This window comes from Streptomyces sp. NPDC047886, assembly GCF_043204435.1.
Taxonomy (GTDB): domain Bacteria; phylum Actinomycetota; class Actinomycetes; order Streptomycetales; family Streptomycetaceae; genus Streptomyces.
On the sequence record NZ_JBIDCF010000001.1, the window covers coordinates 91,140 to 117,147 of the forward strand.

At 72.8% G+C, this 26,008-nt stretch carries 23 protein-coding genes; 4 read left to right on the top strand and 19 right to left on the bottom strand.

Going from position 1 to position 26,008, the window contains the following annotated elements:
• The first annotated feature begins 141 nt into the window (after positions 1–141).
• Positions 142–531, top strand: a complete 390-nt coding sequence (locus tag ACGF5U_RS00450; protein ID WP_392714417.1) for a hypothetical protein — start codon at positions 142–144, stop codon at positions 529–531.
• A gap of 130 nt (positions 532–661) precedes the next feature.
• On the opposite strand, the gene ACGF5U_RS00455 is transcribed toward ACGF5U_RS00450, so the two are convergent.
• From ACGF5U_RS00455 to ACGF5U_RS00515, 13 genes are all read right to left on the bottom strand, one after another.
• Positions 662–1,825, bottom strand: coding sequence for a pectinesterase family protein (locus ACGF5U_RS00455; RefSeq protein ID WP_392714291.1), 1,164 nt, complete (start codon positions 1,823–1,825; stop codon positions 662–664).
• 109 nt (positions 1,826–1,934) lie between these two features.
• The gene (locus tag ACGF5U_RS00460; protein WP_392714289.1) at positions 1,935–3,251 is read right to left on the bottom strand and encodes a polysaccharide lyase family 1 protein; all 1,317 of its coding nucleotides are present in this window, start codon (positions 3,249–3,251) and stop codon (positions 1,935–1,937) included.
• Between the two features lie 28 nt (positions 3,252–3,279).
• Entirely contained in the window at positions 3,280–4,188 is a 909-nt protein-coding gene (locus ACGF5U_RS00465) for a rhamnogalacturonan acetylesterase (protein ID WP_392714287.1), read from the bottom strand.
• A gap of 79 nt (positions 4,189–4,267) precedes the next feature.
• Positions 4,268–5,605, bottom strand: coding sequence for an ABC transporter substrate-binding protein (locus ACGF5U_RS00470; RefSeq protein WP_392714285.1), 1,338 nt, complete (start codon positions 5,603–5,605; stop codon positions 4,268–4,270).
• A 142-nt stretch (positions 5,606–5,747) separates the two neighbouring features.
• Entirely contained in the window at positions 5,748–7,322 is a 1,575-nt protein-coding gene (locus ACGF5U_RS00475; protein WP_392714283.1) for a family 43 glycosylhydrolase, read from the bottom strand.
• Positions 7,319–8,164, bottom strand: a complete 846-nt coding sequence (locus tag ACGF5U_RS00480) for a PmoA family protein (protein WP_392714281.1) — start codon at positions 8,162–8,164, stop codon at positions 7,319–7,321. The genes ACGF5U_RS00475 and ACGF5U_RS00480 overlap by 4 nt, the downstream gene beginning before the upstream one ends.
• Positions 8,161–9,318, bottom strand: coding sequence for a Gfo/Idh/MocA family protein (locus ACGF5U_RS00485; RefSeq protein WP_392714279.1), 1,158 nt, complete (start codon positions 9,316–9,318; stop codon positions 8,161–8,163). Before ACGF5U_RS00485 ends, ACGF5U_RS00480 begins: the two co-directional genes overlap by 4 nt.
• 5 nt (positions 9,319–9,323) lie before the next feature.
• Complete coding sequence (locus ACGF5U_RS00490; protein ID WP_392714277.1) at positions 9,324–10,235, bottom strand: carbohydrate ABC transporter permease; 912 nt, start codon at positions 10,233–10,235, stop codon at positions 9,324–9,326.
• A complete protein-coding gene (locus ACGF5U_RS00495; protein ID WP_392714275.1) occupies positions 10,232–11,164 on the bottom strand; it encodes a carbohydrate ABC transporter permease in 933 nt (310 codons plus the stop codon). Before ACGF5U_RS00495 ends, ACGF5U_RS00490 begins: the two co-directional genes overlap by 4 nt.
• A 156-nt stretch (positions 11,165–11,320) precedes the next feature.
• Positions 11,321–13,234, bottom strand: coding sequence for an L-arabinonate dehydratase (gene araD, locus ACGF5U_RS00500; RefSeq protein ID WP_392714273.1), 1,914 nt, complete (start codon positions 13,232–13,234; stop codon positions 11,321–11,323).
• The gene (locus tag ACGF5U_RS00505) at positions 13,231–14,148 is read right to left on the bottom strand and encodes a dihydrodipicolinate synthase family protein (protein ID WP_392714271.1); all 918 of its coding nucleotides are present in this window, start codon (positions 14,146–14,148) and stop codon (positions 13,231–13,233) included. Before ACGF5U_RS00505 ends, araD begins: the two co-directional genes overlap by 4 nt.
• 29 nt (positions 14,149–14,177) lie before the next feature.
• The gene (locus tag ACGF5U_RS00510; protein ID WP_392714269.1) at positions 14,178–14,852 is read right to left on the bottom strand and encodes a GntR family transcriptional regulator; all 675 of its coding nucleotides are present in this window, start codon (positions 14,850–14,852) and stop codon (positions 14,178–14,180) included.
• Between the two features lie 576 nt (positions 14,853–15,428).
• Complete coding sequence (locus ACGF5U_RS00515; protein WP_392714268.1) at positions 15,429–16,607, bottom strand: hypothetical protein; 1,179 nt, start codon at positions 16,605–16,607, stop codon at positions 15,429–15,431.
• Positions 16,608–16,989: 382 nt separating this feature from the next.
• Between ACGF5U_RS00515 and ACGF5U_RS00520 the strand changes: the two genes are divergently transcribed.
• On the top strand, positions 16,990–17,799 hold the full coding sequence (locus tag ACGF5U_RS00520) for an NAD-dependent epimerase/dehydratase family protein (RefSeq protein ID WP_392714266.1): 810 nt from the start codon (positions 16,990–16,992) through the stop codon (positions 17,797–17,799).
• 303 nt (positions 17,800–18,102) lie between these two features.
• Here the strand turns inward: ACGF5U_RS00520 and ACGF5U_RS00525 are convergent, their stop codons facing one another.
• A complete protein-coding gene (locus ACGF5U_RS00525; RefSeq protein ID WP_392818304.1) occupies positions 18,103–19,035 on the bottom strand; it encodes an AraC family transcriptional regulator in 933 nt (310 codons plus the stop codon).
• A 112-nt stretch (positions 19,036–19,147) separates the two neighbouring features.
• Here ACGF5U_RS00525 and ACGF5U_RS00530 point away from each other — a divergent pair, with 112 nt between their 5' ends.
• Positions 19,148–20,350: a TerD family protein gene (locus tag ACGF5U_RS00530; RefSeq protein ID WP_392714416.1), complete on the top strand. Its 1,203-nt coding sequence runs from the start codon at positions 19,148–19,150 to the stop codon at positions 20,348–20,350.
• Between the two features lie 166 nt (positions 20,351–20,516).
• Here the strand turns inward: ACGF5U_RS00530 and ACGF5U_RS00535 are convergent, their stop codons facing one another.
• A complete protein-coding gene (locus tag ACGF5U_RS00535; RefSeq protein WP_392714262.1) occupies positions 20,517–21,986 on the bottom strand; it encodes a hypothetical protein in 1,470 nt (489 codons plus the stop codon).
• 224 nt (positions 21,987–22,210) lie between these two features.
• Between ACGF5U_RS00535 and ACGF5U_RS00540 the strand changes: the two genes are divergently transcribed.
• Positions 22,211–24,037 carry an endonuclease/exonuclease/phosphatase family protein gene (locus ACGF5U_RS00540; protein ID WP_392714260.1) on the top strand — a complete coding sequence of 609 codons (1,827 nt, stop codon included), beginning with the start codon at positions 22,211–22,213 and terminating at the stop codon, positions 24,035–24,037.
• Positions 24,038–24,048: 11 nt separating this feature from the next.
• Here ACGF5U_RS00540 and ACGF5U_RS00545 read toward each other — a convergent pair whose 3' ends face one another.
• The 4 genes from ACGF5U_RS00545 to ACGF5U_RS00560 all read right to left on the bottom strand — a co-directional run bounded on the left by ACGF5U_RS00545 (position 24,049) and on the right by ACGF5U_RS00560 (position 25,987).
• On the bottom strand, positions 24,049–24,852 hold the full coding sequence (locus tag ACGF5U_RS00545; RefSeq protein WP_392714258.1) for an antibiotic biosynthesis monooxygenase: 804 nt from the start codon (positions 24,850–24,852) through the stop codon (positions 24,049–24,051).
• A 105-nt stretch (positions 24,853–24,957) separates the two neighbouring features.
• Entirely contained in the window at positions 24,958–25,284 is a 327-nt protein-coding gene (locus ACGF5U_RS00550; protein WP_392714256.1) for a DUF4235 domain-containing protein, read from the bottom strand.
• Positions 25,285–25,289: 5 nt separating this feature from the next.
• Positions 25,290–25,601, bottom strand: coding sequence for a DUF3618 domain-containing protein (locus ACGF5U_RS00555; protein WP_392714254.1), 312 nt, complete (start codon positions 25,599–25,601; stop codon positions 25,290–25,292).
• Positions 25,598–25,987 carry a phage holin family protein gene (locus ACGF5U_RS00560; RefSeq protein ID WP_392714252.1) on the bottom strand — a complete coding sequence of 130 codons (390 nt, stop codon included), beginning with the start codon at positions 25,985–25,987 and terminating at the stop codon, positions 25,598–25,600. The genes ACGF5U_RS00555 and ACGF5U_RS00560 overlap by 4 nt, the downstream gene beginning before the upstream one ends.
• Positions 25,988–26,008: the final 21 nt, after the last annotated feature.

A 26,008-nucleotide genomic window follows, 5' to 3' on the forward strand; every position in this document is an offset into this window, starting at 1 on the left:
CGGCGCACGATAGGCAGGGGGTTCGCACTGTGCCCCCGCGTCACTCTGCCCTGCGCCACCCTGCCCCGCGCCACCCTGCCCCTGCGTCACGGAAGGACCGCTGTGCGGCTGCCCCGCCCCCGTTCCCTGTCCGGCTGGACCATGGCCGTCTTCGGCCTGCTCGCCACGTCCCTCGGCGTGGTGGGACTGGTCACCCCGGACGCTCTGCTCATGGTCATGGGTTTCGAACCCCTACCGGACGCCCGCCGCGCGGAGGGGGACCACACGCCTGTCTTCGTGACCGCCTCCTCGATGGCGGCGGTCAACATGGGCGTGTACTACGTGCTGGCGGCGCTCGCCGACTGGCGCGCCTTCTTCCGGTGGACGGTGCCGTTCCGGATGCTGACCTGTGTGGTGTTCACAGCCGCCGTCGTCTCGGGGCGGGCGCCGGCCGGGTTCCTGGGGGTCGGGCTGTGGGAGGGGCTGGGCGCGGCGGCCACCGGTGTCGCGCTGCGGTACGAGGGCCGGGCGCGGCGGGTGACGGCCGGCTGACGGCCCGGCCTGCCCGCTGACGGCCCCCGGCCTGCCTGCCGGCCGGTCGGGGGCCTGTGCCGACGTGGTACCGGCACTCCTCGGCGGGTGGGGTACGTCGATGGTCGCGCCGCCACCTGCCCGCCCGCGTTTACGCCATGTAACGTTCCGGGTTCCGCCACGGCCGCCAGTCCCCCAGGTACGTGTCCCGGGTCGCCGACGCGGCCCCCTCGGCGTCGAGTCGGGGACGGTTCTCGGGGACGACGATCCGCGCGCCGGGGCCGGTGTTGCGGTACTCGGCGTACCGCTGCGCCTGCCACGGGAACTCGTCGCGCATGTTCGTGTACGGCGCCGCCGCGTCGATACCGGGGCCGATCCAGGTGTCACGGACGACCAGCGACGGCCTGGCGGTGGTGTCGGAGCTCGGCACCCAGGGGCGGGACAGCTTGTACGCGGCGTCCTCGGCGCCGCTGGTGATACGGCACTTCACGGCCAGGTACCCGTAGGGGTTGGCGCGTGCGGTGGACGGGGCGAACACCATGCCCTTCGGTGTGAACGGGACGTCGCGGGCGAGCGTGTGGAACCTGCAGTGCTCGAACACGGCGGTGCCCCGGCCGAAGACGAAGTCGACGTCGCCCTCGATGTGGCAGTGGGCGAAGTACTGGCGGGCGAAGACGGACAGGGCGGCCGAGTCGGCGTACAGGGTGTCCTGGTGGCCGAGGAAACGGCACCGGTGGAACGCCGAACGGTCGCCCGTCACCTTGATGGCGACGGCCTGCGTCCCGGTGATGTCCGGGTGGTCCGCGCGCAGGAAGTCGTTGGCGAAGGTGATCCGGTAGGCGGTGAAGCCGTCGGCGCGCACCGTGGTGGTCGCCGAGCCGCTGGTGCCGTACGTACCGGAGCCGTCCGGCTTCATGGTGCCGGCGGCGTTGTCGTACACGATGACGGTGTCGCGCGGGTCGTCGCTCGCCCCGACGAGGGTCAGACCGGCGCGGGCCGCCGTGATGCTCACCGTCTCGCGGTAGGTGCCGGGCGCGATGACCAAGGTGCGGCCGGTGCCGGACGCGGCGTCGACGGCCGCCTGGACGGTGGTGTGGTCGCCGCGGCCGTGCGGGTCCACGTAGCGGGTGCGGGAGTCGAGACGCTGCGCGGGCGAACCGTACGGGCCGAAGGGGGCCGGGGAGCCGGCGCGGGCGGTCGCGGGCGCGGCGAGGCCGAGCAGGGCGGCTCCGGCCACGCCCGCCCCGGCTCGGAGCAGTGCCCTGCGGGTGGGGAAGGGGAAGGGGGAGGGGGTGGGAGAGGGGGTGGGGGGCATGGTGATCCTTCGCGGGTCGGTCGGCGGTGCCTTCGCCTGGTGCCGGTCGGCGGTGCCTTCGCCTGATGTCCGGTCGGCGGTGCCTTCGCCTGGTGTCCGGTCGGCGTGGTCAGCGCAGCTTTCCGGCGCCCGCCCTGTGGGTGACCAGGCCGGGCAGGGCGCGCGGGTCGTCGACGCGCGTGCGCAGGGTGGGCGTCCAGCCGGCGCCGGGCTGGAGGGTCTCCTGCGGGATCTCGGCGTTGTGGACGGCGATCAGGTCCACGGCACGGCCGTTGACGTAGTTGCCGACCGCGGTGACCGGGGCCTCCTTCCACTTCTTGAGGATCTTCCCAGCGCCGATGCCCGCGGGCAGGGAGAACGAGTTCCGCTCCGCCACGAGCTGGGATTCGATGCCGATGCCGAAGCTGTAGCCGTAGCCGTTCGCCGGGACGACGTAGTGGTTGTTGTACGTGTCGACCTTGCCGAAGCGGACGCGCGGGGCGCGCTCGATGATGTTCTTGAAGAGGTTGTGGTGGAGGGTGACGCGCAGCTTGCCCCGGTCGGTGGCGCCCGCGCTGTCGCTGTTGCCGATCATCAGGGTCTTGTCGTGGTCGGCGAAGACGTTCCAGGACGCGGTGACGAGGTCGGCGCCGCGCACGATGTCGAGCTCGCCGTCGTGCTGCTGGTAGATCTCGCCGTAGTAGCGGGGCAGCGAGCTGTCGGGGTAGCGGCCGTCGGTGAACGTGTTGTGGTCGATCCACACGTGCGTGGAGCCGTACACGACCATGGCGTCGTACTCGGAGTTCCAGGCCCCGGTGGAGCCGTCGGTGGGGTCCCACTGCGGGAAGCAGTCGAGGGGGCTCTCCACGGTGAGGTTGCGGATGACGACGTTGTCGACGCCGCGGATCTGCAGGCTGCCGCCGGTGATCCCGGCGTTCGGGCCGACGCCGATGATGGTGGTGTTGGAGGGGACGAACGCCTTGATGGCCTTGTCCTGGTTCTTGGCCGAGGCGGCGCGCAGGTCCTCCTGGGGGCCGCTGACCTTCTTGTCGTAGCCCCAGACGGCCGGGTCGTAGTCGGCGAGGTACCGGGCGAAGTCGTAGCCGTCGGCCTCGAACGACTCGCAGCCGTTCTCGGTCGCGTTCAGGGTGCCCACGACCCGGATGATCCTCGGGGCGTCGCCGTCGGCGGCGAGCGCGGCGCGGAACTCGGCCCAGGTGGTGACCGTGTGGATGTGTTCGGCGGTGGCGGCCGCGCCGCCCGTGGTGCCTCCGTCGGCGGAGGCCCAGCCGTCGCCGGCGGGCAGGGTCTGGCGGCCGAGGTCCCGGCCGCCGGTCTCGGCCGCGGTCGCGGGGGCGGTCGCGGTGGCGGTGAGGGTCAGCACCAGCGCGGTGCAGCCGGCGAGGGACGCGACCATGGCGCGGGCATGACAGATCTGGGTGTGCATTGCGGCTCCTGTGGGGTGGGTGGGGCGGTCAGGCCGTCGGCCAGGTGATGCGGTCCGCGGGGACCGGGTCGTCCAGCCGGCGCAGATCGCGGGTGCGGAGCACCCCGGCCCGCAGCAGGCCGCGGGCGACGAGGCGCGCCACTTCGACGGCGCCGCGCGGGCGGAAGTGGGTGTTGTCCTCGCGGCCGTCCGGGTAGTTGGGCGACTCTCCGGGCGCGAGGTGGTTGAAGTACCGCTTGGACGGTTCCGGGCCCAGCAGCTGCCACTCGGCCAGGGACGCGGTCTGGATGTCGACCAGGGCCACGTCCTGGTCGGCGGCGAGCGCCCGCATCGCCGCCGGGTACTCGCCGTGCGTCGGGACGGCGTTGCCCGCGGCGTCGAACCTGCGCCGCTCCACCGAGGTGAGCAGCACCGGCCGCGCCCCATGGGCGCGGGCGCCGGTCACGTACCGCAGGAGCTGCTCCTGGTACGTCGTCCAGGGCTCGGTGTAGCGGGCGGGGTCGGCCGACTTCTGGTCGTTGTGGCCGAACTGGATCAGGAGGAGGTCACCGGGGCGGATGGACTCCAGGATCGGCTCCAGCCGCCCTTCGTCCAGGAAGCTCTTGGAACTGCGGCCGTTCACCGCGTGGTTGGAGACCTGGAGGCGGGGGGTGAGGAACTCGGGCAGGGCCATGCCCCAGCCGGTCTCGGGTGCGGCGTCCGCGTACTTCTGCGCGGCCGTGGAGTCACCGGCGATGTAGAGGGTGCGGGTGCCGAGTGCGGCGGCGGGCTGTGCGGCGGCGCTCGCCGTGGCGGTCGTCGCGGTGGCGGCGTCGGCCGTGGCGGTCGTCGCCGTGGCGGCGTCGGCCGTGGCGGTCGTCGCCGTGGCGGCCAGGGGGAGGGCGGCGAGGGCCGCCACCGTCTGTCTGCGGCTCAGGGACACGTCGTCGTGCCTCACTCTCGTACGGGGGGGGATGGCCGGCGGCGGGGCGCGACCCGGACCGCCGCCGGCCGGTTCAGGGGGCCTGTCGGGCCTGTCAGCTCTTGCTCTGGCGCGTCCACTCGGCCTGCGCCTCGTCGAGCTGGCCGGCGAGGCTGTCCAGGAACTCCTTCGCGCTCATCGAGCCGAGCAGCACCTTCTGGAAGTTGGGCTCGTTCTCCGACTTGCTGATCTTGTTCCAGTCGGGCAGGTAGTACGGCAGCTGCACGATCTTGGTGCTGCCGTCGGTGAGGGCCTGCGCGCCCAGCTTGGTGGCCTCGGCCTCGTTCATCCACGGGTCCGCCGCCGCCTCCGTGTTGGACGGGATGGCGCCCGCGGACTCGTTCCACTTGCTGTTGGACGCGTGCGAGGCGGCGAACTCGATGAACTTCCAGGCGGCGGCCTTGTTCTTGCCGGTCCTGAAGAGGCCGAGGCCGTCCACCGGGTTGGAGACCTGGACGCGGACGCCGTCCGGTCCGAGCGGGTTCGGGATGCCGGCGAACTTCTCCTTGCCGAGCGCCTTCACATGGTCGGTGTACGAACCGAGGTTGTGGTTCATCATGGCGATGGTGCCCGCGTCGAACTGGGCGTTCATCTTCTTGAAGTCGTTGTTGACGTCGGCCTCGGGCGTGGTCTTCTTGTACAGCCCGACGTACTTCTCCAGCGCCGCGACGTTCTTCGGGTCGTTGACCGTCGTCTTGTCGCCGTTCCAGAACTCCGTGATCCCGGACTGGCCGTACACGGCGTCCAGGGCCTGGGCGATGGAGCCGGAGCCGCCCCGGATGGTGTAGCCGAACTTGTTGTTCCTGGCGTCGGTCAGCTTCTCGGCGGCCGTGTAGAACGCGTCCCAGGTGGTGGGCGCCGCCAGGCCGGCCGCCTTGAACAGATCCGTACGGTAGTAGAGGACGCCGTTGCTCGCCGAGGTCGGCACCGAGTACATCTCGTCGCCGCGGCCACCGGCCGACTTCACCGACTCCACCATCGTGGGCACGAGCTTGCCGTTGAGCGACGAGTCCTCGATGCGGTCGCCGACCGGGTCGAGCGCGTTCTGGGCGACCATGTTGGCCAGGTAGGCAGCGCCGACGCCGCCGACGTCGGGCAGGCCGCCGCCGGCGATGGCGGTGTCGTACTTCGACTGCACGTCCTCGCTCGGGATGGGGACGTACTTGACGGTGATGTCGGGGTTCTTCGCCTCGAAGTCCTTGATGATCTCCTGCCAGACGGCGGTCCGCACACCGCCGTTGTTGTCCCAGAAGGTGATGGTGCCCTTGCCGGAGCCCTCGGCGCCGGTGCCGCCGCTGCCGTCGTCACCGCACGCGGTGGCGGTGAGCGCGAGCGTGGCGGTCAGGGCGACCGCCGATGCCGTACGCCCTGGGAAGCTTCTGGAGATGGTCATGGTCGGCTCTTCTCTCTGAGTGCGGGTCGTGCGGGGGTGTGGGGGCGCTTGCGGGGGGTGCTGCGGTGGGGGTGGGTACTGCGGGGGGGTGGGCACTGCGGGGGGTTACTGCGGGGGTCTGCGGGGGGGCGGGGCAGGCGCGTCAGGTGACGCGGAAGTCCCGGAACGTGGCGGTGCCCGCGCCGCCCCGGCCCTCGGGCGCGGCGGCGAACAGGCCGAGCAGCGCACCGACCCAGCGCCACGGCGTGGCGGCGAAGACGGGTCCCGTCGGCCGCCACCCGTCTCCCGTGTCGTAGGAGAACCGGCACCGTGCCCCGGGCGACACCTCGACCCGCAGGCGTACCCGGCCGTGCGGGGCGGGCCGGGGGTGCGCGGCGTCCCGCTCCCGCTCGGCGACCGGTTCGGCGAACCGGTGCACGAGGCGCACGGCTCCGTCGCCGCCGCGTTCCAGGCCGAGCCAGCAGAACGCGTCGCCCAGGACGGCGAACCCGGCCCTGGCGCCCGGTTCGGTGCTGTCGAGGGTGAGGACGACCTCGGCGGTGAACGTCTCGGCGGGGAGCCGCTGGGTGAGCACGTGCGGCAGCCGCCGCAGGTCGTGGGCGTCGCCGGTGCGTACGCAGACCATGCGCAGCCCGTCGCCGCCGTGCCCGACGGTCCAGCCGGGCTGCGGGTCCCCCCTGTTCGGGCGAGGCTCGGAGCGCGGGGGATTGGCCGTCCACTGCCACTGGCGTCCGAACCGGCCGCCGGGGAACGCGTCGTCCGTCGCGGGAGCCTCCACGGGCTGGGGCGGGGCGACCGGTTTGCGGTGGGCCGCGACGGGTTCGCCCGCGTCGCCCATGACCGGCCAGCCCTCCGCGTCCCAGGCCATGGGCTGGAGGTGGACGACCCTCCCGTACGCGCCGCGCGCCTGGAAGTGCAGGAACCAGTCCTCACCGGCCGGGGTGCGCACCCAGCCGCCCTGGTGGGGGCCGTTGACGTCGGTGCGGCCCTGTGCGAGGACGGTCCGCTCCTCGTACGGGCCGAAGAAGTCCCGCGACCGGAACGCCCCCTGCCAGCCGGTCTCCACTCCCCCGGCGGGGGCGAGGATCCAGAACCAGCCGTCGTGCCGGTACAGCTTGGGCCCCTCGAGGGTGAACCAGCCGGGGAGGCGGTCGCCGTCGACGATCACCTTGCCGTCGTCGAGGAGGGTGCGGCCGTCGCGGCTCATGCGGTGCCCGGTGAGCCGGTTCTTCACCCCGGACCGTGACCTGGCCCAGGCGTGCACGAGGTACGCGTCGCCGGTCTCCTCGTCCCAGAGGGGGCAGGCGTCGATCAGGCCCCTGCCCGCCTTCAGCAGGTGCGGCTCCGTCCAGGGGCCCCTGATGTGCTCGGCGCTGATCTGGTACACGCCGTGGTCGGGGTCGCCCCAGAAGATCCAGAAGCGCCCGTCGGCGTGGCGCAGGGACGGTGCCCACACGCCCCGGTCGTGGCGGGGCGCGGCGAAGTCGGCCGCGGGTTCGAGCCGTTCAAGGGCGTGTCCGATGAGCGTCCAGTTGACCAGGTCGCGGGAGTGCAGCAGGGGCAGCCCGGGGACGCGGCCGAAACTGGAGGCGGTCAGGTAGAAGTCCTCGCCGACGGCGACGACGTCGGGGTCGGACCAGTCGGCGTTGAGGACCGGGTTGCGGTAGGTGCCGTCGCCGAGGTCGGCGGTCCACACGGGCGGGGGCGGCGGGCTCATGACAGTGCCTTCCCTACGAGTCGCCCGGCGGCAGCCGCGTCGAGTACGCCGTCCGCGACGACGGTCACGATCCGCCGTACGGCGGTCCCGCCCGCCGGGACGGCGAGCCGGCCGTCCCAGGCGAGCGACGAGCCGACGCCCGGGTACTCATCGGTCCGTACGAACCAGGGGTCGTCGCGGGTGTCGTCGGTCGCCCCGGCGAAGACGAGCGTCCAGGTGTCGCCGGTGAGGGCGAGCCAGTCGGACGTCCGGCCGTGCACGGCGTCCTCGCCGTCGGCGTCGGCGCTGAAGACGGCGGGCGCCGGGGCCCCGGCGGGGGCCTTGGGAGCGCGCCAGAAGAAGCCCCCGTACCCGGCGCCGGGGCGGCCGTTGGTGGCCGGGGAGCCGATGGTCAGCTCCTCACGGCCGGGGTTGGTGAGCGAGAACGTGAAGTCCAGTGCCCAGGCGTCGGCGGTCAGCGGGGTGGCCGCGACGGTGCGGCGCTCCCTGACCAGTTCGCGGCCGCCGGCGACCCAGGTGAGGTCCTGGACGAAGCCGTCCGGGTCGCGCAGCTTCCAGCCGTCGTGGCGCTGTCGGCCGTGGTTGTCGAGCTCGGTCGGGCCCCGGTCGCGGACGAAGGTGCGGCCGCCCCAGAAGTTGCTGCCGCCGACGTCGGGCACGGCGACCGAGACGCCGAGGTGGTGGCGGTGGTCGTCGGGCCGGTCCTCGGTGACGGGGACGCCGCCGAGGGTGGTGACCGGGTGCAGGTAGGGACGGGGGGAGAGCGTGGCGGGCAGGTCGGGGCGGAAGGTGTAGCGGCCGACGGGGCGGCTCGCGCAGCGCAGGACCAGGGAGTCGGTCACGGGGCGTTCACCTCGGTGGGGACGGCCCAGGGGGCGCCCAGTTCGGAGAAGAGGGAGAGGGTGTCGGCGCTCGCGTGGACGAGGCCGTCGACGCCCTTCACCACCCGGCGCGGTGCGCTCTCGCCGGGCTCCGTGTGCCAGGTCCCCGCGGGGAGCGGGCGCGGCTCGGGGGCGGTGCGGACGGCTTCGACGACGCGCATGAAGGCGCCGGTGCGGTGCGGGGGAACCAGGAGTTCGTCGCCCCGGCCGAGGTGGTGGACCAGGTTCTCCAGGAGGTCGGTGCGGCCGTGGACGGTCTCGTCCGGTCCGTGTCCGGCCCGCTGGACGAGGACCCGGTCCTGCCTGTACCAGAAGGTGACGCGGCCGTGGCGGCCGTGGACCAGGACGTACGGTTCGCCGGGCTGTTCGGCGCAGAGGGTCACCCCGGCGGTGACGGGGACGCCGCTCGCGGTGGTGATCCGTACGCAGGAGGTGTCGTCGGCCTCGATGTCGTTGGCGTGCGCCAGCTCCAGGCGGATGTCGGCGACGTCCTCGGCGTGCGGGCTGCCGGCCAGGGCGAGCGCGGTGGCGACGGCGTGGGCGAGCGGGTTGGTGAGGACGCCGTCGACCACGTCGGTGTCGCCGATGCGGCGCTTCCCCGCCCACGGGGAGCGGCGGAAGTACGCCTCGTCGCGGGCCCACGCCCCGGCGGCGCCGATGCCGGTGACCTCGCCGATGGCGCCGTCGGCGACGAGCGCGGCGATGGCGGGCAGGGCGTGCGAGCCGAGCGACTGGAAACCGATCTGGCAGACGGTTCCGGCGGCGCGCACTCCGTCCGCCATGCGCAGGAACTCCGCGTACGACGGGGCGGGCGGCTTCTCCAGCAGGAGGTGCACGCCGCGCCGGGCGGCGGCGAGCGCCAGCTCGGTGTGGGTGTCGATGGGCGTGCAGACGACGGCGGCACCGGCGCCGGTGGAGTCCAGCAGGGCACCGAAGTCGTCGGACTGGGCGGGGGTGCCGAAGCCGTCGAGTTCCTCGGCGGTCAGGGGGCGCAGTTCGCAGATCCCGGCCAGGCGTACCAGCCCGGCCTGTTCGAGGCGGTGGATGTTGTGCAGGTGCCAGCGGCCGTGGCCGCGGGCGCCCGCGAGGACGACGGGGACGGGGGTGTGAGTCATGGGGATCAGCCCTTCACCGCGCCGGCGCTGAATCCGGTGATCAGCCACTTCTGGATGAACGCGAAGACGATGACGACCGGGACGGCGGCGATGACGCCGCCCGCCGCGAGGGCGCCCAGATCGACGCTGTCGGCGCCGATCAGGGTGTTGAGTCCGACGGGGATCGTCTGCTTGTCCTGTTCGCTGAGGAACATCAGGGCGAACAGGAAGTGGTTCCAGCTGTGGACGAAGGCGAACGAGCCGACGGCGATCAGGCCGGGCCGCAGCAGCGGCAGGACCACCGCGCAGAACGCGCGGAAGCGGGAACAGCCGTCCACCCAGGCGGCCTCCTCCAGGGAGACCGGCACGTTCTTGATGAAGCCGCTGATGAGGATGATGGACAGCGGCAGCTGGAAGACGGTCTCGGCGATGATGACGCTCCCGAGGGAGTTGATCATCTGCAGGTTGCGGAAGATCTCGAAGAGCGGGACCAGCATGAGCGCGCCCGGGATGAACTGGGAGCACAGCAGCGCCAGCATGAAGCCGGTCTTGATCCGGAAGTTGAACCGGGCGAGCGCGTATCCGCCGGTGAGGGCCACGAGGGTGGTGGTGACCAGGGTGGCGAGGCCGACGAGCATGCTGTTCTGGAAGAAGATCCCGAAGCTGCGCTCGTTCCACACCTTGTCGAAGTGCTCGAAGGTGAGCGGCCAGGGCACCAGCGAGGTGGATCCGGCGGGGCGCAGCGCGAAGAGCAGCATCCAGTAGAACGGGACGAGCGTGAAGAGCAGGTAGAGCCCGAGGGGCAGGTAGATCTGCCAGCGCGGTACGTCGTCGAAGGCGCGCTCCCGCTTCGGCCTGCGGGGGGCGGACGGGGGCGCCGGGGTGTCGGTCACGGGCACCGGGGCGTGGGTGCCCTTCTCCGCGAGTGCGGCGGTCATGAGCGGTCGCCTCCGAACTTGCTCAGGCGCAGATAGAGGATCGAGCAGAAGAGGAGGATCACGAACGCGACGGTGGTCAGCGCGGAGGCGTAACCGAAGTCGTGGCCCTCGATTCCGGTGTTCGCGATCATCAGCGGAAGCGTGGTGGTGACGCCCGCCGGGCCGCCGCCTGTGAGGGTGTAGAGCAGGTCGACGTTGTTGAACTCCCAGACGCCGCGCAGCAGCGTGGACAGGATGATCGCGTCCTTGAGGTGCGGCAGGGTGATGTGGAGGAACTGCCGCATCCGCCCGGCTCCGTCGACGGAGGCCGCCTCGTACAGGTCCTTCGGGATGGACTGGAGGTCGGCGAGGATGAGGATCGCGAAGAAGGGCACACCGCGCCAGAGTTCGGCGACGACGGCCGCCCAGAAGACGGTGCCGGTGTCGGAGAGCACCGAGGTGCCGTACGCGCCGACGCCGACGTCCGCGAGGTAGCGGCTGAGTCCGGTGGACGGGTTGTACAGCAGCATCCAGATGGTGGTGGTGAGGACGCCGGAGACCGCCCACGGCGAGAAGACCAGCGCGCGGGCGATGCCCCGGCCGACGAAGGTCTGGTTGACGAGCAGCGCCAGGACCAGGCCGAGGGCGAGCTGGAGGCCGACCTGGACGATCACCCACTTCGCGCTGAAGCCGAGCGTGGACCAGAAGAGCGGGTCCTCGGTGAAGATGCGGGTGAAGTTGTCGAAGCCGGCGTAGCCGTTCTTCCAGGGCTTGGTGACGTTGTAGTGCTGGAGGCTGTAGTAGAAGACGCTCAGCACGGGGTAGGCGATGAAGCCGAGCATCAGCAGACCGGCGGGCGCGATCAGCAGATACGGCAGGCGGCGTGGATCGGCTCCCGTGCGGCGCCGAGCGGCCCGGGGTGGTTTAGCCACGGCTGCGGCTTGGGCCATGACATGTCTCCGTTCATCGTGTGGTGCTGCGGTGCGGGCGGTGCGGGTCGCTCCGCGCCGGGCAGGAAGCGGTTGCCGGATAGCGTTCGAGATGCCGGACAGAGGGGGCTCGGGGTCGTTCCCCCGCTCCCGGCCCCCGCCCGCCGGCGTGCGGGTTCAGCCCGCGTAGGGGTCGGGCACGTCGCCCGCCCTGGCCAGGAACGCGAAGTCGCAGCCGGTGTCGGCCTGGGTGATCTGTTCGTCGTACAGGGCGCCGTAGCCGCGCCCGTACCGGGCGGGCGGCGGTGTCCACGCCGCCCTGCGGCGGTCCAGCTCCTCGTCCGGCACGTCGAGGTGCAGCGTCCGCGCGGCGACGTCGAGGGTGATGAGGTCGCCGGTGCGGACGAGGGCGAGCGGGCCGCCGACGTACGCCTCGGGGGCGATGTGCAGGACGCACATGCCGTAACTCGTGCCGCTCATCCGGGCGTCGGAGATCCGCACCATGTCCCGGACGCCCTGCTTGAGCAGGTAGTCGGGGATCGGCAGCATCCCGTACTCCGGCATGCCGGGGCCGCCCCTGGGGCCCGCGTTGCGGAGTACCAGCACATGGTCGGGCGTGATGCCGAGGGCCGGGTCGTCGATGGTGCGCTGCATGGTCCGGTAGTCGTCGAAGACGACGGCGGGTCCTGTGTGCTTCAGCAGGTGCGGTTCGGCGGCGATGTGCTTGATGACGGCGCCGTCGGGGCAGAGGTTGCCGCGCAGGACGGCGAGACCGCCCTCGTCGGCGAGCGGGTTGTCGCGGGTCCTGATGACGTCGGGGTCGTGGACGAGCGCGCCGTCGAGCTGTTCGCGCAGCGTGGCGTGCGCGACGGTCGGCCGGTCCAGGTGGAGCAGATCGGTCAACCGCGCCAGGAACCCGGGGAGTCCGCCGGCGAAGTGGAAGTCCTCCATCAGGTGGCGGCCGCCGGGCCGGAGGTTGGCCAGGACCGGCACGGTGCGGGCGATCCGGTCGAAGTCGTCCAGCGTGAGCGTCACCCCGGAGCGGCCCGCCATGGCGATCAGGTGGATCACCGCGTTGGTGGAGCCGCCGAGCCCGAGCACGGTCGTGACGGCGTCCTCGTACGCCTCGCGGGTCAGGATCCGCGACAGCCGCAGGTCCTGGTGCACGAGCTCGACGATCCGCAGCCCGGCGGCGGCGGCCATCCGGTCGTGTCCCGAGTCGACGGCCGGGATCGAGGAGGCGCCCGGCATGGTGACGCCCAGCGCCTCGGCGGCCGCCGTCAGCGTGGAGGCGGTGCCCATGGTCATGCAGTGGCCGGGCGAGCGGGCGAGACCGCTCTCCAGCTCGGCCATCTCGCAGTCGCCGATGAGCCCGGCGCGCTTGTCGTCCCAGTACTTCCACATGTCCGTGCCGGAGCCCAGCACCTCGCCCCGCCAGTGGCCCGGCAGCATCGGTCCGGCCGGGACGAACACGGTCGGCAGGTCGACGGACGCGGCCCCCATGAGCAGGGCGGGCGTGGACTTGTCACAGCCGCCCATCAGCACGGCGCCGTCGACCGGGTAGGACCGCAGCAGCTCCTCCGTCTCCAGGGCGAGGAGGTTGCGGTAGAGCATGGGGGTGGGCTTCTGGAAGGTCTCGGAGAGGGTGGCGACCGGGAATTCGAGCGGGAAGCCCCCGGCCTGCCACACGCCCCGCTTCACGGCCTGGGCGCGGTCGCGTAGGTGCACGTGGCAGGGGTTGATGTCGGACCAGGTGTTGAGGATCGCGATGACCGGCTTGCCGAGGTGCTCCTCGGGCAGGTAGCCGAGCTGCCGGGTGCGGGCCCGGTGGCTGAACGAGCGGAGCCCGTCCGTGCCGTACCACTGGTGGCTGCGCAGCTCCTCGGGCGCTCTGCGCCGGCCGGCGCCGCCGTGCGCGGTGACGAGGGCGTGGCCGGTGGTGACGGGGGGGTGGCCGGTGGTGACGGGGGCGTGGCCGGTGGTGGTGTCGTGCGCGGTGGTTGCGGCGTCGTGGCCGGTGGTGGTGGTCTCGTGCGACGCGGTGGCGGGAGTGGTCTGTCCGGCGGTCGCGCCGTGTCCGGTGGCGGTCATATGCCCCACCCCTCCCCCGCCCAGCCCTTGACGATGGCGGCGACCTCGGCGCGCTGGTCGTCGGGGAGCTCGCTGGCGGGCGAGCGGACGTCACGGCGGCACAGGCCGAGCGCGAACAGGGCCTCCTTGACGACGGACACGTTGTGGGCGGAGTTGTCGGCGGCCCGCAGGTCCTCCAGGCGGCGGATCCGCTCCCAGACCGTCATGGCGCCCGGGTAGTCGCCCGCGCGCAGGGCGTCCAGCATGGCGCGGGAGACGGCCGGGGCGACGTTGACGAGTCCGGAGGTGAAGCCGGTCGCGCCGCACGCGAAGTAGGCGGGCGCGTACAACTCGGCGAGGCCGGCGACCCAGACGAAGCGGTCGAGGCCCGCGTCGCGGGCGAAGGCGGCGAACCGGGCGGCGTCCGGCACCGCGTACTTCACGCCGATGACGTTGGGGCTCGCCTCGCCCAGCTCCGCGAGCCGCTCGCCCCGCAGCGCGGCGTTGCGGATGTACGGCACGACGCCGAGGTCCGGGACGGCGTCGGCGATGGCCCGGTGGTAGTCCAGCCAGCCGTCCTGCGAGACGTACGGGTGTACGGGCTGATGGACCATCACCATGCGGGCGCCGTGGTCCCTGGCGTGCCGGGCGGCGGCGACGGCGGTGGGGACGTCATGGCCGACCCCGGCGACGATCACGGCGTCGCCTGCGGCCTCCTCGGCCGCCAGCTCCATCGCGGTGCGGCGCTCCTCCGGCGTGAGGGTGTAGAACTCGCCGGTGTTGCCGTTCGGGGTGAGGGTCCGTACCCCGCCGTCGAGCAGCCGGCGCACCAGGGAGCGGTGGGCCGCCCTGTCGATGTCGCCGTCCTCGGTGAACGGGGTCACGGGGATCGCCACGACGTCGGCGAGGGCCGCCCGGAGGGCTGAGTGGTCCATACGGACGTGCCTTTCTACGGAGAGCTGGGTCACTTCGCGCCGTCCGGGTCCGTGAGCGGGTCCGTGTCGTTCTCGGGGAACGCCCGGCGGACGAACGAGGCGATGTGGTCGTACAGGGCCTGGACGGCGCCGTCGGCGTCCCCGGCCAGTGCGAGACGGAGGATCTCCCGGTGCTCGTCGGCCTCCCGCCGCCACGAGGGCTCGGCGCTCCAGGCGACCGTCGACACGAGTGCCGCCTGGTCGCGGACCTCGTCGAGCATCCTGGCGAGCAGCGGGTTGCCGCAGGGCAGGTACAGGGCGCGGTGGAACTCGCGGTTGGCGAGGGACCGTTCGGCCTGGTCGGCGGCGCCGTCGGCGTCGATCAGCGCCTGGCCCGCGGCGTCGAGGGAGGCCCGCCGGACGATGGTGCGGCGCAGCGCCTCGGGTTCGAGCAGCAGCCGTACGTCGTAGACCTCGCGCGCCATGGCCGCGTCGACGGTACGGACGGTAGCGCCCTTGTACTGGCTCATCACCACGAGCCCGGTCCCCGCGAGGGTCTTCAGCGCCTCGCGCACCGGGGTCTTGGACACCCCGAACTGCGCGGCCAGTTCCGTCTCGACCAGTGCTCTGCCGGGTGGCAGCTGGCCGGTCAGGATGGCGTGCTTGATCGACTCCAGCACGAACTGGGTGCGGGAGGGAATCGGGGTGGGGGCGGCGAAGGCCATACGGGCTCTCATATCTCGCGTATCGCGTCTCATATATGACGTACGAAGTACGACGGCGACGAACGTAGGGCGGCGCCGGGGATTCGTCAACGCTTCTGACAGAACTGGTCGCTTGGGCATCGGGGCCGCGCGCGCCGGAGGCTCGGGGCCCGGAGTGCGCCGGAACGCCGAGGGGTCGAGGGAGACGAGTGCCGGAAGGCGGACACGGCACAGCGACGACGGCGGTGCGGCGCCGGATCCCGGAGGGGGTCATCGGCCGCACCGCCGCCACGGCGAGCACGCCGCTGTTCGCGCCGGACACGGGCGCGTTCCGGTCGGCGACGCGGCTCCGCCGACTCGGCGCGGACGGCCTGGGCAGCACGGGTACGACGGCCTGCGCAGCCCGGGTACGGACACCCTGGGCGCGGGTACGGGCGGCCTGGGCAGCACGGGTACGACGGCCTGCGCAGCCCGGGTACGGACAGCCTGGGCGCGGGTACGGGCGGCCTGGGCAGCACGGGTGCGCGCGCCGGTCAGCACGGGTGCGCGCCGGGCAGCACGGGCGTAGACGCCGGGCAGCGCAGGCGTGGACGCCGGTCAGCGCAGGGCGCGCAGCGCGGAGGCGACCTCCGCCAGGTCGGGCCCGGACGCCAGGCCCGCGTGATACAGGCGCAGTTCGGTGGCGCCGAGCGCGGCGGCGTGCGCGGCGTCGGCGGCGAGCCGGCCGGGCGCGCCGCCCATGCCGGTCACCACCGTGAAGTTGGCCGCCAGGACGGTGCCGGGGCCCGCGTGCGCGGCGAACGGCGGGAGCACCGCGTCCGCTCCGCCGCCCGTGCACGGCAGGACGACCCCGTCGGCGACGCCCAGCAGGTGCGCCGGGTCCACGCCCGGGTTGGCGCCGGTGCGGTACGCGGCCGGGTCGGCGTGCAGCAGGACCTGGAAGCCCTCGGGCGCGGCCGCCCGCACCGCGGCGACGGCCGCCTCCTGGAAGGCGCGGGCGGCCGCGGTGCGCCACGCGAGGGTGGCCGCGGCGAGGTCGGCGCCCAGCAGCCTCTCGACGGACGGCCAGCCCGCCTCGGGGCTTCCGCCCCCGGCCCAGGCGGGTTCCAGGGCGCGCCGCACGGTGGCGGCCGTCTCGTCGGGGTCGGCGCCCCGCGCCGCGTATCCGGCTCGGCAGACGGCGCAGAAGCACAGCGACATCAGGTACTGGCCGGCCTCGCCGAGCGGAACACCGCCGATCTTGTCGTGCGCGTGCAGATGGCTCATGCCGTACCAGCCGCAGGACTCCAGTTCGGTGCCGCGCGCCCCGGGCCGTGCGGCGGCCTCCGCCGCGAGCTCGACCAGGTAGGCGCGCACGTCGGGGCGGGCGACGCAGGGCGCCCACGGGTAGCGGTCGCCGTACGCGTTGACGACGGAGGTGTCCGGGTGCTCGGCGCCGAGCCGGGAGTTGTGGGCCAGGACGACCCAGCTGTGCACGTCGAGCCCGGCGTCCGCGAGGGCCCGCGCGGCCTCGCCGTAGGCGTCGCCGGGGGCCCAGTCACCGGCCTCGTGGGGCCGCAGCGCGTGGCGGGCCCAGCGGCCGGGGTCGGGCGGGTAGAGCACGGCGGCGTACTCGGCGGTGACGAACCGGTGGCGCGGGTGACGCGGGGTCACGGCCCGGGTGGAGTGGTACGCGGACGCCAGGGTGACCTGCTGGACGCCGAGGTCGGCGATCCTGCGGGCCGCGTCCGGGTCGCCGAGGACATCCCACGGGTAGACGAAGGCGGAGGCTCTCACCGGACACCACCGTCCGGAGCGGTGTCCCCGGCCGACGGCGGCGGGCCGTCGAGTCGGTCGGCGAGCGGGGCTGGGGTCACGGGCGCTCCCTGGGCAAGGCCGTCGTGCACAATTCCCGTCGGGCACAGTTCCCGTTCCGCACGTTGTGCACACTTCTGATCAGTGTCCATATTTCTGAACATGACCACGCTAGGGCAGCCGCGCTGGACGGGTCAAGGCGAAATTCCGCGATCCACAGGCGGAGTTGACGACGGGGAACCCACCTTGACGGTGTCCCGGCGCACTCTCTAGCGTGTCCACGCATGTGAATTCGGTCCACATTCCTGAGCTGCGGCCGAGTTCGCCCTCTGCGTCGCCGCGCCGGATCGAGGAGACCCCGCCCATGCCCGCTGTCCGCACCGTCCTGCTCACCGGCGCCGCCGGAGGTCTCGGCACACTGATGCGGGACCTGCTGCCCGCGTACGGCTATGAGCTCCGCCTCCTCGACGTGGCACCCGTCGAGGGGGAACCGGACGCCGTCACCGCCGACCTCACCGACAAGGCGGCGCTGCGCGAGGCCGTCAGGGGCGTCGACGCGATCATCCACCTCGCGGGCATCTCCCTGGAAGCCCCCTTCGAGAAGATCCTGCGCGCCAACATCGAAGGGACGTACAACCTGTACGAGGCGGCCCGCGAGGAGGGCGTCGGCCGGATCGTCTTCGCGTCCAGCAACCACGCGGTCGGCTTCACCCCGCGCCCGCGCGCGGGGGACGCGCCCATCCCGGTCGACACGCCCCGCCGCCCCGACACCTTCTACGGCCTGTCCAAGGGCTTCGGCGAGGACCTGGCACAGCTCTACTGGGACCTGCACGGCCTGGAGACCGTCTCCATACGGATCGGCTCGTGCTTCCCCGAGCCGACCTCCGTACGGATGCTGTCGGTGTGGATGAGCCCGGACGACGCCGCCCGCCTCTTCCACGCGGCGCTCACCGCCGAGGCCGTCCGGCACACCGTCGTGTACGGCTCGTCCGCCAACACCCGGCTGTGGTGGGACCTGTCGTCCGCGCGGGCGCTGGGGTACGAGCCACGGGACGACTCCGAGCCGTACGCGGCCAAGCTCATCGCGGAGCAGGGCGAACTGGACGACGACAACCCCGACCACGCCCACCTGGGCGGCCACTTCTGCACCCGCCCGCCCCAGTGGCCGCGCTGACCCGTCGCGGAACGGAACGGAACGGGACGCGGGGGCCGGCCGAGCCAAGCGGGGGGAGCCAGGCCGGACCCCTGTCACGCGGGGCGTCGAGTACCGAGGAGGGACTCTTCGTACTCGTCGTTCTCGTCACGACACGGCTCGAACGGCCGGACGCGCCCACGACCCGAGCACAGTACGAGCCCGGGGCAACGATCTTCGATCCGCTGCGCGCGGCCGCTGTCCGCGGAACGCGGACCACCTCACCGGACCGGTGGACGCCGGGTGAGGCGGTGGCGCGTCCGCCGCGCGACGCGAGGGCCCGCCTCAGGATTTGAGGGTCTGTGAGGGCGTCTCACCGAACTTGTCCCGGTACTGGGCGGCGAACCGTCCCAGATGCGTGAACCCCCAGCGCCACGCCGTCTCGCCGACTGTCGCCGCGCCCGGCTCGGCGCCGAGCAGCGCCTCGCGCACCCGGGCCAGCCGGACGTCCCGTACGTACGCCATCGGGGTCATGCCGACATGGGCGCGGAACGACTCCTGGAGCCGCCGCACGCTCACCCTGCCCAGCTCGGCGAGCTCACCGGTGGTGAACGGGTACTCGGGGCGCTCCTGTACGGCGTCCATGACCCGCTTGACCGGTGCGGGGCGCAGCGCACGCTCCGGCCGTTCCAGCAGCTCGCGGTAGGGGTGGTCGGCCGCCAGCAGCAACCCCGTCAGCAGGGCCTCCTCCAGCGGGCGGGCCACCAGCGGGTGCTGCGCGAGCCCCTGGGGTTCGACCGCCTCGCGGGCCAGCCGACACACCAGCCTCGCCCAGTCGCGGCCGCGTCCGCCCGTGACGTCCAGGTCCGGTCGCAGCACGAGGGAGTGGTGCGGCGGGCGGCCGAGGAGTGCCTCCAGGCGGCCCGTCAGCGCCGTCCGCTCGATCTTCACGGCGAGCACCCGGCAGTCGCCCGCCCACCGGTCCACCCGGACGTCACCAGCCGGATCGAGGGCGGCCGCGACCTCGGGGGTCGCCGTCGACCGGGCGCCGGAACCCTGCCGCCACTCCAGCCTGCCGCTCAGCGGCACGTTCACCTGGTAGGCGCCCAGCTCGCCGAAGCGCATCCGCACGTCGGCGCCGCAGCTGAGGTCCCCGACCACCAGCGACCCCAGGGTCACCGTGTCGAAACGCGCCTGGAAGGAACGTTCCCGCTCCTCGATGACGTCCATGGAGTTGGCGTAGAACCGCCGGCCGATCTCATGGCGCGCCTCATCCACGTCCCCCGTACGAAATGCGATTACTCCGCCCACGGGGCCGAAGGATAATTCGTCCGGCCGTAGGTAAGGGAACGGTAAAGCGCCCTCGATCGTTACGCCAGGCATGACAGCTATGACCCCCGGCTCGAACATCCCTCTCGCCGCCGCCCGTGTGGCGGTGGACGTCTCCGCCCCGGTGCGGCTCGACGTATCGGGCCTGCTGCTCACCGCGAACGGCAAAGTGCGCTCCGACGACGACTTCATCTTCTACAACCAGCCGTCCGGCCCCGGTGTCACCCACCGGCCCGGCGGCGGTGCGGCGCCCGACGCGATCGTGGTGGACACGACCGCCGTGCCCGCCGGCATCGAGAAGATCGTCGTGACCGCGAGCCCCGACGCCGCCGGGCAGACGTTCCAGGGCATCGAACCGACCGCGACCATCCGGGACGCCGACAGCGGCAGCGTCCTCGCCACGTTCACGCCACCGCGCCTCGGCGCCGAGACCGCGCTCGTGGTGGTGGAGGTGTATCTGCGGGGCGGCGCGTGGAAGGCCCGCGCGGTGGGCCAGGGGTACGCGAACGGGCTGGCCGGGATCGCCACGGACTTCGGCGTCTCGGTCGACGAGGAGCCCGCGGCGGCACCGGCTCCTCCCCCGCAGGCGCCCGCCCAGGCGGTGGCTCCGCCGATGCCCGCGCAGGCACCCGCCGCACCCCCCGCTCCCCCGGCGCCCGCCGCACCGGCCGCCCCCGCCGCGTCGGGGAAGATCAACCTCGACAAGGGCCGGGTCAACCTCCAGAAGAACCAGACCGTCTCCCTCGTCAAGGGCGGCCGCCCGCTGCTGACCCAGGTCAAGATGGGCCTCGGCTGGGAGCCCGCGTACCGGGCCAAGGACATCGACCTGGACGCCTCGGTCATCGCGTACGGCCCGCAGCGCAACCACCTGGACAGCTGCTACTTCGGCAAGCTGACCATCCTCGGCGGCGCCGTCAAGCACTCCGGCGACAACCTGACCGGCGAGGGCGCCGGTGACGACGAGGTGATCACCGTCGACCTCGGCCGGATGCCCGCCGAGGCGACCGGTCTGGTCTTCACGGTGAACTCCTTCTCGGGGCAGAAGTTCACGGAGGTCGCCAAGGCGTACTGCCGCCTGCTCGACGCGGCGACGGGCGAGGAGCTGGTCCGCTTCGACCTGACGAACGCCGAGCCGCAGACCGGCGTCATGATGTGCAAGCTGATCCGCCAGTTCTCCGGCGAGTGGGAGATGACGGCGATGGGCGACTTCGTGAAGTCCCGCACGGTCCGCGGCATGGTCAAGCCCGCCGCCCAGGCCCTGTAGCCCTGTAGCGCCCCGGTCCCGGCCCGCGCGGGCTCACACCGCCCGGTCCCGCGCGGGCTCAAGGCCGGGGACCGCCCGCGCGGGCCGCACACCCTGGCGGCCCCGCCTGACCGGCCTCGCGCGGGCGGCGCCGCCCGCGCGGTGTCAGGCGCCGCCCCGCGCGGTGTCAGCCGCCGGTGCGGGAGCGGGCCTTGAAGGCGGCCTTGCGGGCGTCCTTGGCGAGCCGCTTGTCCCGGTGGAGGCGGCCCATCGCCTCCAGGACCTCCGGCGTCGCCGGGTGGTCCACCCGCCATGCCGCGTCGAAGAACCCGCTGTGCTGGCCCGTCAGGCCCTCGATGAGCTCCTGGAGTTCGGCCAGGTCGCCGCTGGCGTCGAGCTGCGCCGCGATCGTGTCGACGGCCAGCCAGAAGATCATGGACTCCGGTGGCGCGGGCACGTCAGCCGCGCCGCGCTCCGCCAGCCAGACCCGCGCGAGGCCGCCCAGCTCCGGATCGCCCAGGACGTCGCGTACCGCGGGTTCCGCGTCAGCGCCGACCAGGGCCAGGGCCTGCTGGCAGTGCAGACGGCGCAGCGGCGAGCCCGCGTCCGTGCCCTTCGCTGCGGCGAGCAGGTCGCGCGCGGCGGACAGCGGTTCACGCCGGGTGAGCCACTGCTCGGTCTCGGCCCGCGCCGACGCCTCCGCGTAGTGGGCGAGCCCGTCGAGCAGCACGTCCGCGCCCTTGTCGGCGAGGTCGCCGATCGCGGGGGCGTGCACGCCCGCCTCCAGCATCCGGCTGCGGATGCCGTACAGGCCGAGGGGGGTCAGCCGGACCATGCCGTACCGCGAGACGTCCTCGTCGTCGACGGAGGGCGCCGCCGGCCCGGCCTCCTGGCCCTCCTCGACCATCAGGGCCTCGTCGACCGGCTGGTACTCGACCAGGCCGATGGGTTCCAGCAGCCGGAACTGGTCGTCCAGCCGCATCATCGCCTCGGAGACCTGCTCCAGGACGTCGTCGGTCGGTTCGCCCATGTCGTCGGGCACGATCATCGACGCGGCGAGCGCGGGCAGCGGCACCGGCCCGTCGCCCGCACCGCCTTCGGTGACCGTGAGCAGGTAGAGGTTGCCGAGCACCCCGTCGAGGAACGCGGTCTCCGCCTCGGGGTCCCAGTCCAGGGCCTCGAAGTCGATCTCGCCGTCGTCGCCGACCAGCGCCTCGATGTCGTCCATGAGGGGCGCGGTCGCGTCGGCGAACACCGTCTCCAGGCCGTCCAGCCACAGGGCCAGCACGTCCTGCGGCCCGCCGGACGTGATCAGGGGCAGGGTCTCCCCCGCCGTGACCGTGCCCTGGGCGGGCTCGTCGTCGCCCTCGTCGTCCGCCGGGTCCTCGACCGCGACGAGCCCGGTGTCGACCGCGACCCGCCATGCCTCACTGGCGTACGCGGCGCCGTCCTCGTCCGGTGCGAGCCCGAGCGTCTCGGCGGCGGCGGGCAGCTGCTCGTCCACGAGTTCGCCGCCGGCGCCCACGCGCGTCCCGGGCCCGGCCCAGCGCGCCAGCCGTACGGCGCGTCCCAGCAGCGGCGTGGCGAGCGCGTCCCGTGCGAGCTCCGCGTCCGAGGGGAGCCGCACCGGCGGCAGGGTCGGGCGGTCTTCGGACATCTGGGTCTCTCCTCGGCGGGGGCAGTGGTCCAAGCGGCCCCCAGCGTAGACGCATTTGGGTGTACGTCCGGCGGTTCACACACCTGTCGGATTCCGTACACCTGACAGCTCTTGACAAGTGGCATGGTCAGACAAGAGATTGACGCGCGTAGATCCCCGCATGGATCCACATCCCCCTCCGTCTCCTTCCTCACCCTCACCTCCCATCAGTTCCGGAGCGCTCTATGCATTCCTCCTTGCCGAGAACCGCCGCAGTCTCCGCCCTCGTGGCGACCGCACTGGCCGGCGGCCTGCTCACCGGTGCCTCCGTCGCCGCCGCCGACAACGGCGTGCGCATCCATGACATTCAGGGCACCACGCGCATATCCCCGCTCGTCGGGCAGCGCGTCACCGATGTCTTCGGCATCGTCACCGGTGTACGCGCCTACGGCTCCAAGGGCTTCTGGATCCAGGACCCCGAGACCGACGCCAACCCCGCCACCAGCGAGGGCGTCTTCGTCTTCACCAGCTCGAACCCGACCGTCGCGGTCGGCGACGCCGTCAAGGTGTCGGGCACGGTCGGCGAGTACATCCCCGGCGGCACCTCGTCCGGCAACCAGTCGCTGACGCAGATCGCCAAGCCGACCGTCACGGTCGTCTCCTCCGGCAACCCGGTGCCCGCGCCCGTGGTGATCACGGCCGAGACCGTCCCGGACGTGTACGCGCCGGAGGGCGACCCGGCCGCGGCCGGGTCCGTCAACGGCCTGACCCTGCGGCCGGACGCCTACGCGCTGGACTACTACGAGTCCCTGGAGGGCACGAACGTCCGCATCGGCACGTCCCGGATCGTCGGCGCGTCCGCGCACTCCGAGCTGTGGGTGACGGTGAAGCCGGACGAGAACGCGAACCGCCGCGGCGGCACCGTCTACGGCTCCTACACCGCGCAGAACACCGGGCGCGTCAAGGTGCAGTCGCTGACCCCGATCGCCCAGAAGCCGTTCCCCACCGCGAACGTCGGTGACGTGCTGGCCGGTGAGACCGAGGGCCCGTTCGACTTCAACCAGTACGGCGGCTACACCATCGCCGCCCGCACCCTCGGCACCGTCGAGGACCGGGGCCTGGCGCGGGAGAAGACCCGCAGGCAGCACCGCAGCGAGCTGGCGATCGCCACGTACAACGTGGAGAACCTCGACCCGGCCGACCCGCAGGAGAAGTTCGACGCGCTCGCCAAGGCGGTCGTCGAGAACCTCGCGTCGCCGGACATCCTCGCCCTGGAGGAGATCCAGGACAACAACGGCCCGAAGAACGACGGTACGGTCGCGGCCGACGAGACGCTGAAGAAGTTCACGGACGCGATCACGGCGGCCGGCGGCCCGGCGTACGACTGGCGTTCCATCGACCCGGCGAACAACAAGGACGGCGGCGAGCCCGGCGGCAACATCCGCCAGGTGTTCCTGTTCAACCCCGAGCGGGTGTCGTTCACCGACCGGGGTGCCGCCGACGCGTCGACGGCGACCGGTGTGGTCAAGAAGTGGGGCAAGGCCGCCCTCACCCACTCCCCCGGCCGGATCGAGCCGGCGAACGCCGCCTGGGACAACAGCCGCAAGCCGCTGGCCGGCGAGTTCACCTTCCTCGGCCGCCCGGTCATCGTCATCGCGAACCACTTCGGCTCGAAGGGCGGGGACGAGTCGCTCGTCGCCCACCGCCAGCCGCCGAACCGCTCCTCCGAGGTGAAGCGCCTTCAGCAGGCCGAGCTCGTCAACGCCTTCGTGAAGGACATCCTCGCCGTCCAGAAGAAGGCCGACGTCGTCGTGCTCGGCGACATCAACGACTTCGAGTTCTCGGCGACGACGCAGGCGCTGACGGACGGCGGAGCTCTGTACCCGGCCGTGCTGTCGCTGCCGCGCAGCGAGCGCTACTCGTACGTCTACCAGGGCAACAGCCAGGTCCTCGACCAGATCCTGACCAGCCCGGCGATCCGCCACTTCGACTACGACAGCGTGCACATCAACGCCGAGTTCGCGGACCAGAACAGCGACCACGACCCGCAGGTGCTGCGCTTCCGCCCGTAACCGGCAGCGCCCTACGCGCCCGCGACGAGACTCAGCGCGGGCGCGTAGCGCGTCACGGTGCTGCCGACGACACCGGGGTGCCGCTGCACCGCCCGCCACTGCGGGGTGCCGGAGCCGACGCCGTCACCCGGCCCCGCCAGCGCCCGCCGGTGGGCATCGGCGCTCTCCCACTCCGCGTAGTTGAGCACCCGGGTGCCGTCGAGGCTGGTGTGGAAGTGACCGGAGATACCGCCGGGAGCCGGGGCAGGGTCGCTGTCCAGCGCGTCGAACACCAGGTCCACCCAGTGCCGCTGCCGGGCGGCGTCGGGACCGTCGAACCGCACCTCCACGATGACGACGCACCCCGGGGCAGGGGTGGCGTCGGCGGCCGGGGACGTACTGCGATGGAGGGTGTACGACTCCAGGGCGACGCGCTCGATCCCGGGGACGGCGGCGTCGATCTCGGCGTTCCGCTCGTCGCGGTAGGAGCGGACGTACTCCTGGAAGTGCTCCTCGCCGCGCCACTGCGAGTAGTGCAGCAGCGTGTCCCCGTCCTCCCCGATGAGGACGCTGTACGAGAGCAGCCCGTCGTACGGCCACGGGCGGCTCCGCCAGGTGCGGGCGACGGCGTCGACGGCGGCACGCTGCCGCTCCGGCGTACCGACCCGCCAGGTGCTGACCTTGACGACGCCCACGCCGGGGCGGGTCAGATCGGGGCGGGCGTCCGGCACGACCCGTACGGACGGCGCGGCGGTCGTGCTGTGAGGGGTCGCGGCGGTGCCGCCGGTGGTGCGGGGCGTGGCGTCGGTGGTGGTGCGGGGCGTGGCGTCGGACATGGCTGGTCGGCCTCCTCTGGCCGGCACACCCCGGTGGTGCGCCGGCCCGACCATCCTGAAAGGTCAACCAAGGTCGAGGTCAAGGCCGTTCGGTGAACGGGGCGATCACGCCGGCCAGGTGCCGGTCAGCCGGCGGACACCGGCCGCGCCGCTGCGGTCGACGGCGGCCTTGACGGCCGCGAAGATCGCGCCCTGGAGGGCCGCCGCGAACAGCACCTCCCGCCATTCCCGGTCCTCGTCCAGAGCCTCGGGCGCCTCGTCGCCGCCACCGACCATCCGCCAGAGGCGGCTGAAGAGCGCGGTCGCCACGGCACCGCTCAGCACGCCGAGGAGTATCCCGACGGGCCGGTAGAGCAGCTTCTGCTTCTTCCTCTTCTTCTTGGTCCTGTCCTTCTTCTGCCGCTGTGGCTCCGCCGACCGCTCCCGCGCCATGCCGGTCACCGCCTCGTGTGGCCGTTGTGCAGCTTCCGACCCAGCAGGATCCCGCCGGCGAGCGCCGCGGCGCCGACCGCGAGCACCGGCCCCGGGTGGCGGCGGCCGGTCTCGACGGCATGACCCGCCCGCACGCGTACGGCCTCCGGGGTCCTGTCGTGCACCAGGTGCGCGGCCCGCCTCTTGACGTCCGCCTTCGCCACCAGCTGTTCGATCGTCTCGCCCAGCTCCTGGCGTTTGCGCGCCGCCTCGCGGCGCAGTGCGTCGGGTCCCTGGGCTTCCGACGTCCCGTGTGTTCGCTGCGTCCGGTCTGTCATCGGTGGACCTTCTCCTTGATCTCGTCGACGTCCGAGCGGATGCTGTCGACGGCGCGCTCGGGCAGCGGTGGCACCGCGCGCTTCAGCTGCGCGCGGCCGGCCAGCGCCAGCACGGCGGCCACGACGAAGAGCACACCCGTCACGATCAGGGCCGCGGCCCACACCTCCAGGGCCAGCGCGAGCAGCGCCACCAGCGTCCCGGCCAGGGCCATCAGTCCGATGTACCCGACGGCTGTGGCTGCGCCGAGCAGACCACCGCCGACCCCCGCACGCCTGCCCTTCTGCGCCAGTTCGGCCTGCGCGGTGCGCATCTCGACCTTGACCAGGTCGGAGAGCTGCTCCGACGCCTGCTTCACGAGTTCGCCGACCGAGGGTTCTCCGGCCACGGCGGATCGCCTCCCTTCCTT